Here is a 17318-nt window from a genome sequence, read left to right as displayed (position 1 = left end):
AACGCATTCTGTGATCGAGTTAAAGTAAATCATTCCCGACGGTTTTATTTAGTAAAACTTTTACTAAAATGCTAGGCAATTACTTAGGCCGTTCAGGGAGGCGATATGAATCGCTGGGAAAATCTTCAACTGACTCATGAAAACCGGCTGCCGCCGCGCGCGTATTTTTTCTCGTACGATTCGCTGGCACAGGCTCGCACCTTCGCACGTGAAACCAGCAGCCGCTTTTTGTCGCTCAGCGGGCAGTGGAACTTCCGTTTTTTCACCCATCCGCTGCGGGTGCCGGAAAACTTTACCGCTGAATACCTCAGCGACTGGGGCTCCATTACCGTGCCGGGCATGTGGCAGATGGAAGGCCACGGAAAATTACAGTACACCGATGAAGGTTTCCCGTTCCCGATTGACGTGCCGTTCGTGCCGACCGACAACCCCACCGGGGCCTATCAGCGCACCTTCACCCTGGGTGAAAACTGGCAGGGTAAACAGACGATTATTAAATTCGACGGCGTCGAAACCTACTTTGAAGTGTATGTTAACGGCCAATACATCGGTTTTAGTAAAGGCAGCCGCTTAACGGCGGAGTTCGATATCAGCGCGGCGGTTAAAACCGGCGAAAACCTGCTGTGCGTGCGGGTGATGCAGTGGGCGGATTCCACTTACATTGAAGACCAGGACATGTGGTGGTCGGCCGGGATTTTCCGCGATGTTTACCTGGTGGGTAAACATCCGCTTCACGTGCAGGATTTCACCCTGCGCACCGACTTTAACGACGACTACATCGACGCCACCCTCTCCTGCCAGCTGGTGCTGGAAAACCTCGCCGGGCAACCTGCTGATGTTAGCGTGGACTATGCCCTGTTCGATGGCGACAAGGCGCTGTATCACGGCACCACCGGTTCCCTGACCGTCAGCCAGATCCTGGAGAGCGGTTTTAGCCTGGACGTCAACGCCCCGCAGCAGTGGTCGGCGGAAAATCCGTACCTCTACCATCTGGTGATGACGGTGAAAAACGCCGCTGGCGAGATCCTTGAAGTCATCCCCCAGCGCGTCGGCTTTCGCGATATCAAAGTGCGCGATGGCCTGTTCTACATCAACAACCATTACGTGATGCTGCACGGCGTTAACCGCCACGATAACGATCATCTCAAGGGGCGCGCCGTCGGGATGGATCGCGTGGAGAGAGATCTCCAGCTGATGAAGCAGCACAACATCAACTCGGTGCGTACCGCCCACTACCCGAACGATCCGCGCTTTTACGAGCTGTGCGATATCTACGGCCTGTTTGTGATGGCGGAAACCGACGTTGAATCCCACGGTTTCGCCAACGTCGGCAACCTGAGCCGCATCACCGACGATCCGGCCTGGGAGCACGTTTACGTCGAGCGCATCGTGCGCCACGTTCATGCTCAGAAAAACCATCCGTCGATTATCATCTGGTCGCTGGGCAATGAATCCGGCTACGGCTGTAATATTCGCGCCATGTACCGCGCCACCAAAGCGCTGGATGACACCCGGCTGGTGCATTACGAAGAGGATCGCGACGCCGAAGTGGTGGACATCATCTCGACCATGTACACCCGCGTGCCGCTGATGAACGAATTCGGCGAACATCCGCACCCGAAACCGCGCATTATCTGCGAATACGCCCATGCGATGGGCAACGGACCGGGCGGCCTGACCGAGTATCAGAACGTGTTCTATCAGCACGACTGTATTCAGGGCCATTACGTCTGGGAGTGGTGCGATCACGGCATCCAGGCCACCGATGAAAACGGCGCGGTGTGGTACAAATTCGGCGGCGACTACGGTGACTATCCCAACAACTACAACTTCTGCCTTGATGGGCTGATCTACTCCGACCAAACCCCGGGGCCGGGCCTGCGCGAGTACAAGCAGGTGATTGCGCCGGTGAAAGTGCTGGCGACGGATGCCCCGAGCGGCAAACTGCGCGTTGAAAACAAACTGTGGTTCTCGACCCTTGACGACTACACCCTGCGTATCGAAGTGCGCGCCGAAGGGGAAACGCTCTCCAGCCAGCGCCTGAAAGTGCGTGATTTAGCGCCGAACAGCGGTCGCGATATCACTCTCGATCTGCCTGAGCTGGACGCGCGTGAAACCTTCATCAACGTGATGGTCACCAAAGACTCGCGCACCCTGTACAGCGACGCCAATCACGACATCGCCGTTTACCAGTTCCCACTTAAAGCGCGCACGGCGGCACAGCCCGCGCCGTATTGCGCCAGCGCCACGCCGTTGCAGATTGCCGACGATCGCCTGAGCTATACCGTTAGCGGGCACAATTTCCGGGTGGTGTTCTCAAGGCTGAGCGGCAAGCTGACACACTGGCAGGTCAACGGCATAGATCAGATCACCCGCGAGCCGAAGATCAATTTCTTCAAACCGATGATCGACAACCATAAGCAGGAGTACGAGGGCTTATGGCAGCCCAGCCATCTGCAAATCATGCAGGAGCACCTGCGCGGATTTAGCGCAGAGCAGCGCGGCGATACGGTCGTGATCACCACCAATACGATTATCGCGCCGCCGGTGTTCGACTTTGGGATGCGCTGCACCTACCGCTGGCAAATTACCCCGCAGGGCCATATCAACGTCGAGCTACAGGGCGAGCGCTACGGCGACTATCCGCATATCGTGCCGTGCATCGGCTTTATGCTGGGCATCAACGGCCAGTTTGAGCAGGTGAATTACTACGGTCGCGGGCCGGGCGAGAACTACCCCGACAGCCAGCAGAGCAACATTATTGACGTCTGGCGCAGCACCGTTGATGAGATGTTCGAGAACTACCCGTTCCCACAGAACAACGGCAACCGCCAGCACGTACGCTGGGCCGCGTTCGCCGACCGCCACGGCAGCGGGCTGATGGTGGTGCCGCGCGCGCCGCTGAATATCAGCGCCTGGCACTACAGCGCGGAAAATCTGCACGCCGCCCAGCACTGCAATGAACTGCGCCGCAGCGATGACATCACGCTGAATATCGACGCCCAGGTCCTGGGCCTCGGCTCCAACTCCTGGGGCAGTGAAGTGCTGGACAGCTGGCGCGTGTGGCTTAACGCCTTCAGCTACGGCTTTACGCTGCTGCCGCTGGAGGGCGGCGTCGGCTCCTCGCAGGTGTTGGCGAACCAGGCGTTCGGCGACGGTTTCTTTTCCCCGGTTTCACACAGCGAGGCTGAACAATGAGAGTTCTCGATAATTTAGCGCAGTTTTCCCAGGTTTATCACAGCGGTCGGAAATGGCAGCGCTGCCTGGAAGCCATCAACAATATCGATGCGATCCGCCCCGGCGTGGCCCATTCGATTGGCGATTCGCTCAGCTATCGCGTGGAAACCAGCACCACCACCGATGCGCTGTTTATGGGCCGCCGCCGCTACTTCGAAGTGCATTACTACCTGCAGGGCCAGCAAAAAATCGAAGTCGCGCCGAAGAGCGCGTTAAAAACCGTCGCCTGCTATCGCGATGAAACTGACCGGGAATACCTGAAAGGCATCGGCGAAATCGTCCAGGTCCACGAGGGGCAGATGATCGTCTGCGATAACAGCGAGGCGTACCGCTTTATCTGCGATGCCCCGGTCAAAAAAGTGGTGCTGCTGGTGACGATTGAAGACGGTTATTTCCTGAATAAGTGATGACGCGTTATGCAACGCCGGGGGGCATCCCCCGGTTACCGCCCTTAACCGGGCGCTCTCTATCCTACAAACAACACAACCCCCTTCAGCGGTAACCGAAGGATAATGTGTGGAGATGTGTCATGTCTGATACTAAACGCAATACCATCGGCAAGTTCGGCCTGCTCTCGCTGACCTTTGCCGCCGTGTTCAGCTTCAATAACGTCATTAACAACAACATCGAACTGGGCCTGGCGTCAGCCCCGATGTTCTTCCTGGCGACGCTGTTTTACTTTATCCCGTTCTGTCTGATCATTGCCGAATTTGTATCGCTGAATAAAAACTCAGAAGCGGGCGTGTATGCGTGGGTAAAAAGCTCGCTGGGCGGTCGTTGGGCGTTTATCACCGCCTACACCTACTGGTTTGTGAACCTGTTCTTTTTTACCTCGCTGCTACCGCGCGTTATCGCCTACGCCTCCTATGCCTTTCTGGGCTATGAGTACATGTTTACGCCGATCACCACCACGGTGCTGAGCATGGTGCTGTTTGCCTTCTCTACCTGGGTTTCTACCAACGGGGCGAAAATGCTCGGGCCGATCACCTCGGTCACGTCGTCGCTGATGCTGCTGCTGACCCTCTCCTATATTTTGCTGGCCGGCGCGGCGCTGGTGGGCGGCGTCCAGCCGGCGGATCCGATTACCGTTGACGCGATGATCCCCAACTTCAACTGGGCGTTCCTCGGCATTACGACGTGGATCTTTATGGCGGCAGGCGGCGCGGAGTCGGTCGCGGTATACGTAAACGACGTCAAGGGCGGCTCGAAGTCCTTTGTTAAGGTCATCATCCTGGCCGGGATTGTGATTGGCGTGCTGTATTCGATCTCCTCGGTGCTGATTAACGTATTTATCAGCAGCAAAGAGCTGAAATTTACCGGCGGCTCGGTGCAAGTATTCCACGGTCTGGCGGCGTATTTTGGCCTGCCGGAAATCATGATGAACCGCTTTGTCGGCCTGGTGTCCTTTACCGCGATGTTCGGCTCGCTGCTGATGTGGACCGCCACCCCGGTGAAAATTTTCTTCTCGGAGATCCCGGCGGGTATTTTCGGTAAAAAGACCGTCGAGCTTAACCAGAACGGCGTACCGGCGCGTGCCGCCTGGATCCAGTTCTTAATCGTGATCCCGTTAATGATTATCCCGATGCTGGGCTCCAACACCGTTCAGGAATTGATGAACACCATTATTAATATGACCGCCGCCGCCTCGATGCTGCCGCCGCTGTTTATTATGCTGGCCTACCTGAATTTGCGCCGTAAGCTCGACCATCTGCCGCGCGATTTTAAAATGGGCTCGCGCACTACCGGAATAACGGTGGTCTCGATGCTGATCGTTATTTTCGCTATCGGTTTTGTTGCCTCCACCTTCCCTACCGGCGGCAATATTCTGACCATTATTTTCTATAACGTCGGCGGTATTGTTATTTTCCTCGGCTTTGCCTGGTGGAAGTACAGCAAATATATTAAGGGACTGACGCAGGAAGAGAAGAATATCGAGGCCGCGCCCGCCTCAAACGTTCAATAACGGATTGTTTTCCAAAAAATAATAAACGGACACACCGATGAAAAATATGCACCACTTATACGGGGCACTCGTTGCCCTGTCTTTTTGCTGCCCTGCGCTTGCTGCGGAAACGGCAAAACCGGCGGAACATGATGATACCCAAACCCCGGAAATTGCCGCTGCGTCATACCGCTTTTATGGCGAAATGGGCATTGGCGGATATATGGATCTGGAAAATGAATACAAGCATAAATATAGCGACGGGACCTATATCGAGGGCGGGCTGGAAATAAAAAACGGCCACTGGTTCGGGCTTATTTACGGCGAGGGCTGGACGGTGCAGGCTGATCATCAGGGCAACGCCTGGGTGCCCGATCACAGCTGGGGTGGTTTTGAAGGCGGGCTTAACCGTCTTTACGGCGGCTATAAAACTGATGACAGCACTGAAATTATGCTCAGCCTGCGCCAGGACTCGTCACTGGACGATCTGCAATGGTGGGGCGACTTTACTCCGGATCTGGGCTACGTGATCCCCAACACTCGCGACATCATGTACGCCCTGAAGGTGCAAAACCTGGCGGGGAAATTCCGCTACAGCGTGACCGCCACGCCCGCCGGGCATCATGACGAAGGCAAAGCCTGGCTGCACTTCGGCAAGTACGATCGCTATGACGATAAATATACCTACCCGGCGATGGTGAACGGCTATATCCAGTACGACATCGCCAAAGACGTTACCTGGATGAACGGCCTGGAAGTCACCGACGGCACCGGCCAGCTGTTTCTGACCGGCATTCTGTCGCCCAACCTGGCGGCCCGCGCGTGGCATCACACCGGACGCGCCAACGGCCAGCACGTCCCCGGCACGGAAACCGGCTTTATGGCCAGCGCCATGGTCGAAGCGCTAAAGGGCGTTTACCTCTCTACCGCTTACAGCTACGCCAGACACCGCCCGGATAATGCCGCCGAAGAAACCACCTCCTTTATGCAGTTCGGCATCTGGTACGAGTACGGCGGCGGGCGCTTCGCCACGGCTGCCGATAGCCGTTTCTATATGAAAAACGCCTCTGGCGACCCTGCCGACCAGGTGTTCCTGATGCAATATTTCTACTGGTAATAAGGACAGCTTTATTATGACCATCAAGACGCCCCTCGCCCCGCTGGCCTGCGCGCTGCTGCTGAGTTTCTCTGCCCACGCGGTGACCGCCGATGATTTTAAAAACGTCATCAACCGTACCGGCGCGCCGCAGTACATGCACGATTACGACTACGATGACCACCAGCGCTTTAACCCGTTTTTCGATCTCGGCGCGTGGCACGGGCACCTGCTGCCCGATGGCCCGGCGACTCAGGGCGGCTTCCCTGGCCCGGCGCTGCTCACTGAAGAGTACATCAACTTTATGGCGACCAACTTCGATCGCCTGACGGTGTACCAGAATGGCAAAAAAGTGGACTTCACGATGCAGGCCTACAGCCTGCCCGGCGCACTGGTGCAGACGCTCACCGCCCCTGGCGTCAGGGTCGAGATGACCCTGCGCTTCGCCAGCGCCCATACTTCGCTGCTGGAAACCAAAATCACCAGCAATACGCCGCTTACGCTGGTGTGGGATGGCGAACTGCTGGAAAAGCTGGAAGCCAAAGAAGGCAAGCCGCTGTCGGATAAAACCATCGATGCCGCTTACCCGGACTATCAACGCCGCCTCAGCGCCACCCACGACGGCCTGACGGTGAGCTTCGGCAAAGTGCGTGACGATTCGGCGCTCATGACGTCCGGAGAGTCGCAGTATCAGGTCCATAAATCCCTGCCAGCAGAGACCAAAATCGACGGACACCGCTTTACCAGCACCGCGCGGATTAGCGGCTCCACCACGCTGTACACCACCTATTCGCATCTGCTGACCCGCGATCAGGTTCAGGCTGAAAAAGCCGTTATCCGCGATATCCTGGCGCGTCCGGCGCATTATATGGCGGCCTCGCAGCAGCGCTGGAACGGCTATCTGCAAAAAGGGCTGACCAATCCCGACGCCACGCCGGAGCAGACCCGCGTGGCGGTAAAAGCCATTGAAACCCTCAACGGCAACTGGCGCGCGCCGGGCGGCGCGGTGCAGCACAATACCGTGACGCCGTCAGTCACCGGGCGCTGGTTCTCCGGCAACCAGACCTGGCCGTGGGATACCTGGAAACAGGCTTACGCGATGGCGCACTTCAACCCGGAGATCGCCAAAGAGAATATCCGCGCGGTGTTTTCCTGGCAGATCCAGGCGGATGACAAGGTACGCCCGCAGGATGCCGGATTTGTGCCGGATCTGATCGCCTGGAACCTCAGCCCGGAACGCGGCGGCGACGGCAGCAACTGGAACGAGCGCAACACCAAACCGAGCCTGGCCGCCTGGTCGGTGATGGAGGTGTACCGCGCCACTCACGATAAAGCCTGGCTGGAAGAGATGTACCCGAAACTGGTGGCCTATCACGACTGGTGGCTACGCAACCGGGATCACAACGCCAACGGGGTACCGGAATACGGCGCGACCCGAGATAAGGCGCACAACACCCCTGGCGGCGAGATGCTGTTTACCCTGAAAAAATCGGGCCATGAAGAGACGCTCTCCGGGCTGCAAACCTATGAAGCGGTCACCGGGAAAGGCGATTACGACAGCCTGGAGATCCCGGCGCAGGTGGCGGCATCCTGGGAATCGGGGCGCGATGATGCGGCTGCGTTTGGTTTTATCGACAAAGAACAGCTGGATAAATACGTGGCAAACGGCGGTAAGCGCAGCGACTGGACGGTGAAATTCGCTGAAAACCGCGATAAGGCCGGCAACCTGCTGGGTTATTCGCTGCTCCAGGAGTCGGTGGATCAGGCCAGCTATATGTACAGCGATAACCACTACCTGGCGGAGATGGCGACGATCCTCGGCAAGCCCGACGACGCCCGCCATTACCAGGCGCTGGCGAACAAACTGGCGGAATACATCAACACCTGCATGTTCGATCCGCAAACCAAATTCTATTACGACATCCGTATCGAAGAACAACCGCTGGCTAACGGCTGCGCCGGAAAGCCGATAGTCGAGCGCGGCAAAGGGCCGGAAGGCTGGTCGCCACTGTTTAACGGTGCGGCGACGCAGCAGCACGCCGATGCGGTGGTGTCAGTGATGCTGGATAAAAACGAGTTCAATACCTTTGTACCACTGGGTACCGCCGCGTTAACCAACCCGGCGTTTGGCGCGGATATCTACTGGCGAGGCCGGGTGTGGGTCGATCAATTCTGGTTCGGCCTGAAGGGCATGGAGCGCTACGGCCATCGCGAAGAGGCGCTGAAACTGGCGGACGCGTTCTTTAAGCACGCGAAGGGGCTGACATCTGACGGGCCGATTCAGGAGAACTATAACCCGTTGACCGGCGCACAGCAGGGCGCGCCCAATTTTTCCTGGAGCGCTGCTCATCTGTATATGTTGTATAACGAGTTTTTCCGCAAGCAGTAATGCGCAGCCCTCTCCTCTTGCGGGGAGAGGGTTCACGTCTTAGTTGTGATTTAACGCCCGCGCAATCGCCGGGCCTATCACCTCAAACACCTTCGGCGATACCACCTCCACATGCGCACAATCCAGCGAATGCACCGTCATCTGGGTAAGCCAGTTTGACCAGCCGTCGATCGCGCTCATGCCGTTGGGTACGGTTTTTTCGGCCACAAACAGCGTGGTCGGCCCACGGTACGGCAGGGTGTGCGCCGAAGTCAGCAGGCGGATGGCGTCTGCGTAGTTCCCTTCGATGGTGGAAAACAACCGCTCGCTGCCCTGCCCGCGCTGGGCGGCGATAAAAGCTTCACGCTCGCGTTCAATTTCCGCCAGCACTTCCGGGTCAGGCTGCTCGCCCTTCTGCGCCCAGTTTTGGGTTTCCGGCGGCCAGGTGTCGAGCAAGCCCAGCCAGGCCACCTGCTCCCCCGCCGCTTCGAGACGCGCCGCCAGGTTTTGCGCCAGGGTGCCCCCCAGCGAGTATCCCAGCAGATAGTAAGGCCCGCTGGGCTGGGCGCGGCGTAGTTCGGCAAACTGCATTTCGCACAGATGATCGAAATCCCGCGCGCTCGCCATCGGGCCATCCGGGCGCGGTGACTGAATGCCGGTAATCGCCCATTGCGGGCCTAAGTAGCGTTGCAGCACGCTGAATTGCCAGGCGAAGCCGGATGCAGGATGGAAGCAAAACAGGCGCGGCCCGCTACCCTCACGTAGCGGCAACAGCGCGCCGAAACCCGCCTCTTGCGCAGCACCGTCCGGGGCGCTCAGGCGCGCCGCCAGTTTTTCCACCGTCGAGGCTTCCATCACCTGGCCGACCGTAACCTCAATGCCCAGCGTCTCGCGCAGATCCGCCGCCAGACGCATCGCCAGCAGCGAATGCCCGCCCAGGGCGAAGAAATCAGCGCTGACGTGACCAACCTCGCAATTCAGCAGCCGGGCGAACGCTCCGGCGATGGTCTGTTCAAGTTCGGACTGCGGCGCGCGGCCCGTTGCGGCGCGGGCCAGCTCCGGCAGCGGCAGCGCTTTGCGGTCCAGCTTGCCGTTGGCGCTCAGCGGCATTTCCGCCAGCTGGATCACCATCACCGGCACCATATGGGCGGGCAGCAACGTTTCCAACTGGCGGCGCAGGGCGTCGATATCCAGCGGCAAACCGCTTGCCGACACCACATAGCCCACCAGCTGGCGGGCGTCGCCTTCACTGGCTGCCGCCTGGTTCAATACGCAGGCGTGGGTGACCGCCTGGGCGATATCCGCCAGCGACATCAGCGCGCTGTCGATATCCCCTAACTCAATGCGCTGGCCGCGCAGTTTAAGCTGAAAATCGCTGCGTCCAAGGTATTCAACTGCCCCGTCAGCCAGATAGCGCGCCACGTCGCCGGTGCGGTACATCCGCTCGCCAGGGGCGAACGGGTCAGCGATAAAGCGGCTGGCGGTGAGATCGGCGCGGCCCAGATAGCCCTGCGCCAGCTGCACGCCGGTCAGGTATAAATCCCCCGCCACGCCGGGCGGCACCGGGCGCATCGCCCCGTCCAGCACCCGTAAGCCGGTATTCCACACCGGGTAGCCAATCGGCACGCTGTTGCCCTTTACCGCCGCCAGCGCCGCGCCGTAAGCCGGATACCAGCTCACGTCCACGGCGGCCTCGGTAGGGCCGTACAGATTGTGCAGCGCCACGCCGGTCAGGGTTTCCCACTGGCGGCACAGCTCGGTCGGCAGTGCCTCACCGCTACAGAACACCTGGCGCAGAGAGCGGCAGCAGGCGATGGCCTGCGGCGTGGTTAGCGCGCCGACGAACGCCGCCAGCATCGACGGCACAAAATGGGTGGTCGTGACGTTCCAGCGGGCAAACAGCGCCTGCAATGCCTGCGGATCGCGGTGCGCCTCTGGCGGAGCCATCACCAGCTGCGCGCCCACCATAAACGGCCAGAAAAATTCCCACACCGAGACATCAAAACTGCACGGGGTTTTCTGCAATACCACATCGCCCGCTGCCATCGGATAGTGGTTTTGCATCCACCACAGGCGGTTAACGATAGCGGCCTGGCCGACCATCACGCCCTTTGGACGCCCCGTCGAGCCGGAGGTGAAAATCACGTAGGCGGTGTGCTCCGGGCGCGAGAGATCCAGCGCGGGCGCGTCGGAGGCCGCCAGCGGCGCGTCGTAAATCATCAGCGGCTGGGGGGTGAGCCCGGCAAAACGCGCTTCCAGCGCCGCGCTGGTGATCACCCGGCGCGGCCTGGCGTCCTCGAGCATCATCTGCAAACGGTCGTCGGGGTAGCCGGTATCCAGCGGCAGCCAGGCTGCGCCGATCTCGACAATCGCCTGTAAGGCCAGCGATAACAACACCGAACGGGGCAGCGCCACCGCCACCACATCGCCGGGCTGGACGCCCTGCGCCCGTAATTCTATGGCCAGCGCCTGTACCTGCTGGCGCATTTCGCGATAGTTGAACTGGTAGTTGTCGTCCGCTAAGGCAGGCGCATCGGGGGTTTTCAGCGCCTGGCGGGCAATCGCCGCCGAAAGGGTATCGGCGGGCAGCATCATGCCAGTGTCGTTGATGCGTTCAATCAGCTGCGCTTCATGGGGGAGCACCACCCCGGCTTCGCAGCAGGCCAGCTGCGGGTTTGCCGCGAACTGGCTCAGCAGCAGCGGCAGACGGGCGATATGCTGCTCCAGGATCGCGTCATCATAGCGTTGCGCATTGGCCAACACTTCCAGTCCCAGCGCGCCCTGCTCGTCCTGATATAGCGCCAGCTCGATGTCGTTAACCGGGCCGGACGCCAGCTGGTGGGTAATGCCGTTGATGCCGCCGACGTCCAGCCGGTAGTCGAACATTTTGAAGTTGAACACCGTGCCGTACAGCGGCGTCAGTTGGGTGACGCGTCCGGCGTCGCGCAGGATCTGCTCGGCGTCATAGCGCTGATGGCGACGCGCGCTCTTCATCTGGCGCGCCAGGCTGGCGGCCAGTTCCGGCAGGGTTCCTGTTGTTGGGATGCGCACCGCCAGCGGCAGCACGTTCAGCACCGGGCCGGTCGCGCACAACGCCGCCGACCCCATCCGGCGCATAAAAATCACCCCGGCGGCGAAGTCGTTGCGCCCGCTCAGGCGGCCAATCCACAGGGAAACCAGCGCAAAAGCCATGTCGGCAGGATTGATGCCGGGGGCGTGCGCCAGCAGCGCCTGAATCTGGCTGTTGTCGAACTGCACGCTGCGGCGAATCAGCTGCGCGGACGGCTCGCGGGTGGTGAGCGGCTCGTCTGACAGCGTGGCGGGTTCCGGCAAGCTGGCAAGCTGCTCCGCCCAGAAAGCGCGGTCTTTTTCGCAGGCCGCGGAAGCCTGGTACTGCTGATACTCCTCTACCACCTCGTAAAACGGGGTAAACGGCGAGGCATCCGGCGTCTGGCCTTCGCGCCAGGCGCGGTAAATATCGGCGATCCGGCGGGTAATGGCGGTAAAGCTAAAGCCATCCAGCAGCAAATGGTGATAGCGCTGATACCAGAACCAGCGGGTGTCGCTCAGGCGCAACAGCTGGTGATGCCAGGGCGCTTTTCCCGCCGAGCGGCGCAGATCCTGCTGTAAATCCTGATGCATCAGCGCCAGCGCGGCCTGTGGCGGATCGGCGTGATGGCGTAAGTCAACGCATTCGGGCTGCGGGAATGTTATCGACTCATCGACCCACTGGCGCGGTTCGCCGTCGATTTCGGCAAAGCGCATCCGCAGGGTATCGGCCTCGCCCATCCCGGCGACGATGGCTTGCGCCAGCAGCGGCGCGTCCAGGTCGCCATTGAGTTCAATGTAGTGCGCCACGCTCCAGGCTGCGGGCTGCTGGCTCAGGGCGTCAGCCACCCAAATCCCCGGCTGGGCGGCAATCAGCGGTAAGGTCACGGAAGGGATTTTCATGCTGCTCCCCCTCTGGCATACGCGGCGGGATGCAAATCGCCGCCGCGCTGTTCCAGCCAGGCGACGCATTCCGCATGCGGGCGCGGCGGCACAACGATGGCCCAACCGGCAGGCAACGCGCAGGCTTCCGGCCACAGGCTGAGCTGACCGAGCTGATTCTTTAACAGATAAAAATGCCCCTGCGGATCGTCGAAGGGATGGGTGTATTCCATAGCAAACTCCTGAAATTCAGCGCGCCGTAAGCACTTTGTCGCCCCACAGGGTAATCAGCCCTTCCGTTAGGCCGCCGCGCCAGCACAGCGCATCGTGGCCGCCGTCGACTTCGCGCCAGAACAGCTGCTGTTGGGTGCGTTGCAGCAGGGAACAGAGCCGGAGGTTGGCCTGGTGGATCACCGGCTCGCGCTTGCCCGCTTCAAGGAAAATCCGCAGCGACGCCTGGCCCAGCGCGCCCTGTTCAAGCTGCGAAATCAGCCAGCCCTGCTGGGTTTCGCGCCCCGGCCACCAGTACGAGCCCGACTGGCTCAGCACGCAGCCGAAGCGCTCCGGCCAGTTAAGGCCCGCGTACAGGGAAGAGAGGCCACCAAAGCTCTGGCCCGCCACCACGGTGGTAGACGGGTCGTCGCGCCACGGGGCGAGATGTTGGATCTGCGGCAGCAGCTCGTCCTGCACCGCCTGCCAGAACGCAGGGTTACAGGGCAGCTCTGCGCCGCGATGGGCGGTGTCGATGGCGTCAATCAGCACATACACCGCCGGGGGTAACAGGCCCCGATCGGTCAGGGATTGCAGCGCGGGCCAGACCGGCATGCTTTGCGCCCAGAACTGGCCATCGAGCAGCAACGCCAGCGGACGATTGCCGCCGTTCTCTTCCCCGGTGGTAAACACCCAGACCTTGCGGGTGTTGGCGAGTTTTTCGCTCTGCCAGTCGATGCACAGCGGCGGCTGATGCGGCGTATCCGGCGCGTCCCAGCCGGGCTGCTGCGGCGCGCGCGGCATCTCCAGTGCGCACACCGGGTGGCCGCGTCCGCCGCGCCACTGGCGTGGATTAAACGGGTCGACCTGCGCCTGCGGGAACAGCTTACGCCAGCCCGCGCGCAGCGCCATCGGGGAAGGAAGATCGTCAGTGAAGGCTTCCGGCGGGAAATCGTCCGTCGCGGTTGACGGGATAAGGCAGTAACTGCCGCGCCAGCTATCGGTGAGTTCGAGTTGATAATGCCAGGCATCGGTGCCGGGATGGCGCGCGAGCGTCACCGGACGCGCCCGCTGATGATGGTCCGTGACGCCGGTAATATTCAGCCACACCCGCTGTACGGCGGAATGCCGCTCATCGCCAGCCGGATCGCGCCACCAGAATGTTACCCGACATTTGCCCTTTTCCAACGGCTCAATGCAGGGAATGCCCTGCCGCTGGCGTGCTTGCCACCACGCCTCACTTCCTGTTTCGAGCAACATCTCAACCATCAACCTTATGAATTATATGGCATTAAAAAATTACCGTAAGAAATGTTTGATAATATTATTGATAATTATTCGTATTTGCAATAGCGTATTGGCGCGCATTATCCCGTTGTTTTTGTTCACTCACTGGCGTTTACCTGGCAGTCACCTTTGGTGCGCCAAAAATTTGTTAGACGACATCATGCTGCTATCCGCCCCTGGCACGGAAAAAGCGAGACGCAGCAGAGAAAAGCAGGCAAAAAAATGAATAAGAAAATTCACTACTCCCTCGCCATGTTAATCAATCTGGGGATTTACGGCGCGGCTATGCCGGTTCTGGCTGCCGAAACCACGACCTCAGAAGATGGCGCACAAGCACACGAAGACACCATGGTCGTTACCGCCGCCGAGCAAAATTTGCAGGCACCGGGCGTATCGACCATTACCGCAGAAGAGATCCGTAAAAACCCGCCGGCGCGCGATGTGTCGGAAATTATCCGCACTATGCCGGGCGTCAACCTGACCGGCAACTCCACCAGCGGCCAGCGCGGCAACAATCGTCAGATTGATATTCGCGGTATGGGCCCGGAAAACACCCTGATCCTGATTGACGGCAAACCGGTCAGCAGCCGTAACTCGGTACGTCTGGGCTGGCGCGGCGAGCGCGACACCCGTGGCGATACCGGCTGGGTGCCGCCGGAAATGATCGAACGCATCGAAGTGCTGCGCGGCCCGGCGGCGGCGCGTTACGGCGACGGCGCAGCGGGCGGCGTGGTGAACATCATCACTAAACGCAGCGCCAATGAGTGGCACGGCACCTGGGATACCTACCTGAACGCGCCGCAGCATAAGCAGGAAGGCTCCACCAAACGCACCAACTTCAGCCTGACCGGCCCGCTGGGCGATAGCGTTAGCTTCCGCCTGTACGGCAATCTGGATAAAACCCAGGCCGACGCGTGGGACATCAACAAAGGCCATCAATCCGAGCGTACCGGCACCTATGCCAACACCCTGCCCGCCGGACGTGAAGGCGTTGAAAACAAAGACGTCAACGGACAACTGCGCTGGGAATTCGCCCCGATGCAGTCGCTGGAATTTGAAGCGGGCTATGGCCGCCAGGGCAACCTGTACGCGGGCGATACCCAGAACACCAACAGCAACGCGCTGGTGAAGAGCAACTACGGTAAAGAGACTAACCGTCTGTATCGCCAGGACTACTCCCTCACCTGGAACGGCGGCTGGGACAACGGCGTGACATCGAGCACCTGGGCGCAGTACGAGAAAACCCGTAACTCGCGCACCAATGAAGGTCTGGCGGGCGGCACCGAAGGGATTTTCTCTGATGCGCTGAAATCTGATATCGATTTAAGCGATGTGACGTTGCACAGCGAAGTTAACCTGCCGCTCGACGTGCTGGTGAACCAGACGCTGACCCTGGGCACCGAATGGACCCAGCAGCGCATGAAGGACCGCTCGTCCAACGTACAGTCGCTGATTGAAGGCGGCCCGATCCCGGGCGTCGACAGCACCAACCGCAACCCGTACTCCAGCGCGGAAATTTTCTCGCTGTTCGCCGAAAACAACATGGAGCTGACCGACAGCACCATCCTGACGCCGGGGCTGCGTTTCGATCATCACTCTATCGTGGGCGACAACTGGAGCCCGGCACTGAACCTGTCCCAGGGCCTGACCGACGACATCACCCTGAAGATGGGCATCGCCCGCGCCTATAAAGCGCCGAGCCTGTACCAGACCAACCCGAACTACATCCTGTACAGCCGCGGTCAGGGCTGCTACGCCAGCGCAGGCGGCTGCTACATGATGGGCAACAACAATCTGGATGCCGAAACCAGCATCAACAAAGAGATTGGCCTGGAGTACAAGCATGAAGGCTGGCTGGCGGGCGTGACCTGGTTCCGCAACGACTACCGCGACAAGATTGAAGCAGGCTATGCGCCGATTGGCCGCACCAGCAACGGCCGCACCACCACCGATATCTACCAGTGGGAAAACGTGCCGAAAGCCGTGGTTGAAGGGCTGGAAGGGACGCTGAACGTGCCGGTGACCGACACCGTTCAGTGGAGCAACAACATGACCTGGATGCTGGAGAGTAAGAACAAAACCACCGGCGATCGTCTGTCGATCATCCCGGAGTTTACGTTGAACTCCACGCTGAGCTGGCAGGTTCGCCAGGATATCTCCCTGCAGAGTACCCTGACCTGGTATGGCCGTCAGAAGCCGAAGATGTACAACTACAAGGGCCAGCGCGTTGGCTATCCTGAAACGAAGGAAGTGAGCCCTTACAGCATCGTCGGCCTGAGCGGCACCTGGGACGCCACGAAAAACGTCAGCTTCACCGCTGGTATCGACAACGTATTCGACAAACGCCAGTGGCGCGCGGGCAATGCCCAGACCACCGGCAACGCCAACACCAACTCCTGGATGTATGGCGCGGGTGCGGAAACCTATAACGAACCGGGCCGGACTTACTTCGTGAGTGTGAATACCCACTTCTGATGTAATAGCCTGATTGACAAGGGGAACTGCGGTTCCCCTTTTTTATTGGCGGCCAGGCCCCGGTTATGTAACAGTTATTTGTCCTTTCACCGCGCCGGAACCCGATGAATACCGAACTCACCACGCTAGCGTTAAATCAGCGCACGCTGTTTTGCCTGCGCTTTGCGCCGGACAGTTTTGCCGCGCAGGATCTGCTGTGGCTACCGCATCACCCAATGCTGGCCCGGGCGGTAATGTCGCGCAAAGCGGAGCATCTCGCCGGGCGCATCGCGGCGGTCCACGCGTTGCGCCATGCGGGCGGCCCCGCGACGCCGCCGGGGATTGGCGCGCACCGCGAGCCGCTGTGGCCGGCAGGCTTTACCGGCAGCATTACCCATGCAGGCAATCTGGCGCTGGCGGCGGTGAAACCCACCGGCGAGCGCTTTTCCAGCCTGGGGATTGATTACCAGCCGCTGCTCACCGCTAACGATGCACAAAAACTGGCCGACGGCGTGCTGTCTGGCGATGAGCGGGCGCGGATTCAGGCGGCGTCCGTTCCCTTTCATCTGGCGCTCAGCCAGATTTTTTCAGCTAAAGAGAGCCTGTTCAAAGCGCTGTTCCCCGCGGTGCAAAACTGGTTTGGATTTGAGTGCGCGCAGGCGGTAGCGCTGACTTCTGACACGGTGACGCTGGAACTTACCTGCTCACTGGGCCCATTTCAGATGGGGTCGCGCTTTACCCTCGGCTGGTTGCCGTTTGGCGACGGCATCGTCACCCTCGCCGACCTGTAGCGC

10 protein-coding genes are annotated in these 17318 nt (G+C 59.9%); 7 read left to right on the top strand and 3 right to left on the bottom strand.

Annotation, left to right across the window (positions count from 1 at the left end; genetic code table 11):
* Positions 1 to 105: 105 nt before the first annotated feature.
* The 5 genes from ebgA to ygjK all read left to right on the top strand — a co-directional run bounded on the left by ebgA (position 106) and on the right by ygjK (position 8664).
* Positions 106 to 3198, top strand: coding sequence for a beta-galactosidase subunit alpha (ebgA, locus tag FND52_RS00155; protein ID WP_144128949.1), 3093 nt, complete (start codon positions 106 to 108; stop codon positions 3196 to 3198).
* Positions 3195 to 3644, top strand: a complete 450-nt coding sequence (locus FND52_RS00150; RefSeq protein WP_144128948.1) for a beta-galactosidase subunit beta — start codon at positions 3195 to 3197, stop codon at positions 3642 to 3644. Before ebgA ends, FND52_RS00150 begins: the two co-directional genes overlap by 4 nt.
* Before the next feature lie 122 nt (positions 3645 to 3766).
* On the top strand, positions 3767 to 5200 hold the full coding sequence (locus FND52_RS00145; RefSeq protein WP_125294612.1) for an amino acid permease: 1434 nt from the start codon (positions 3767 to 3769) through the stop codon (positions 5198 to 5200).
* A gap of 37 nt (positions 5201 to 5237) precedes the next feature.
* Positions 5238 to 6296, top strand: coding sequence for a protein YgjJ (ygjJ, locus tag FND52_RS00140; protein ID WP_125294613.1), 1059 nt, complete (start codon positions 5238 to 5240; stop codon positions 6294 to 6296).
* Positions 6297 to 6312: 16 nt separating this feature from the next.
* On the top strand, positions 6313 to 8664 hold the full coding sequence (ygjK, locus tag FND52_RS00135; RefSeq protein WP_144128947.1) for an alpha-glucosidase: 2352 nt from the start codon (positions 6313 to 6315) through the stop codon (positions 8662 to 8664).
* A 39-nt stretch (positions 8665 to 8703) separates the two neighbouring features.
* On the opposite strand, the gene FND52_RS00130 is transcribed toward ygjK, so the two are convergent.
* The 3 genes from FND52_RS00130 to fes are packed head-to-tail and all read right to left on the bottom strand — an operon-like array spanning position 8704 to position 14052.
* Complete coding sequence (locus FND52_RS00130; protein ID WP_144128946.1) at positions 8704 to 12594, bottom strand: enterobactin synthase subunit F; 3891 nt, start codon at positions 12592 to 12594, stop codon at positions 8704 to 8706.
* Positions 12591 to 12806, bottom strand: a complete 216-nt coding sequence (locus tag FND52_RS00125) for an MbtH family protein (protein ID WP_144128945.1) — start codon at positions 12804 to 12806, stop codon at positions 12591 to 12593. The genes FND52_RS00130 and FND52_RS00125 overlap by 4 nt, the downstream gene beginning before the upstream one ends.
* Before the next feature lie 16 nt (positions 12807 to 12822).
* A complete protein-coding gene (gene fes / locus FND52_RS00120; protein ID WP_144128944.1) occupies positions 12823 to 14052 on the bottom strand; it encodes an enterochelin esterase in 1230 nt (409 codons plus the stop codon).
* Between the two features lie 240 nt (positions 14053 to 14292).
* Between fes and FND52_RS00115 the strand changes: the two genes are divergently transcribed.
* Both FND52_RS00115 and FND52_RS00110 read left to right on the top strand, forming a co-directional pair.
* On the top strand, positions 14293 to 16545 hold the full coding sequence (locus FND52_RS00115; RefSeq protein ID WP_144128943.1) for a TonB-dependent siderophore receptor: 2253 nt from the start codon (positions 14293 to 14295) through the stop codon (positions 16543 to 16545).
* Positions 16546 to 16649: 104 nt separating this feature from the next.
* Positions 16650 to 17315, top strand: a complete 666-nt coding sequence (locus tag FND52_RS00110; RefSeq protein WP_144128942.1) for a 4'-phosphopantetheinyl transferase family protein — start codon at positions 16650 to 16652, stop codon at positions 17313 to 17315.
* The last annotated feature ends 3 nt before the right edge of the window (positions 17316 to 17318 follow it).

The organism is Atlantibacter subterraneus (assembly GCF_007570865.1).
In the GTDB taxonomy this organism is placed as follows: domain Bacteria; phylum Pseudomonadota; class Gammaproteobacteria; order Enterobacterales; family Enterobacteriaceae; genus Atlantibacter; species Atlantibacter subterraneus.
This window is presented reverse-complemented; position numbering and strand designations above follow the sequence as displayed.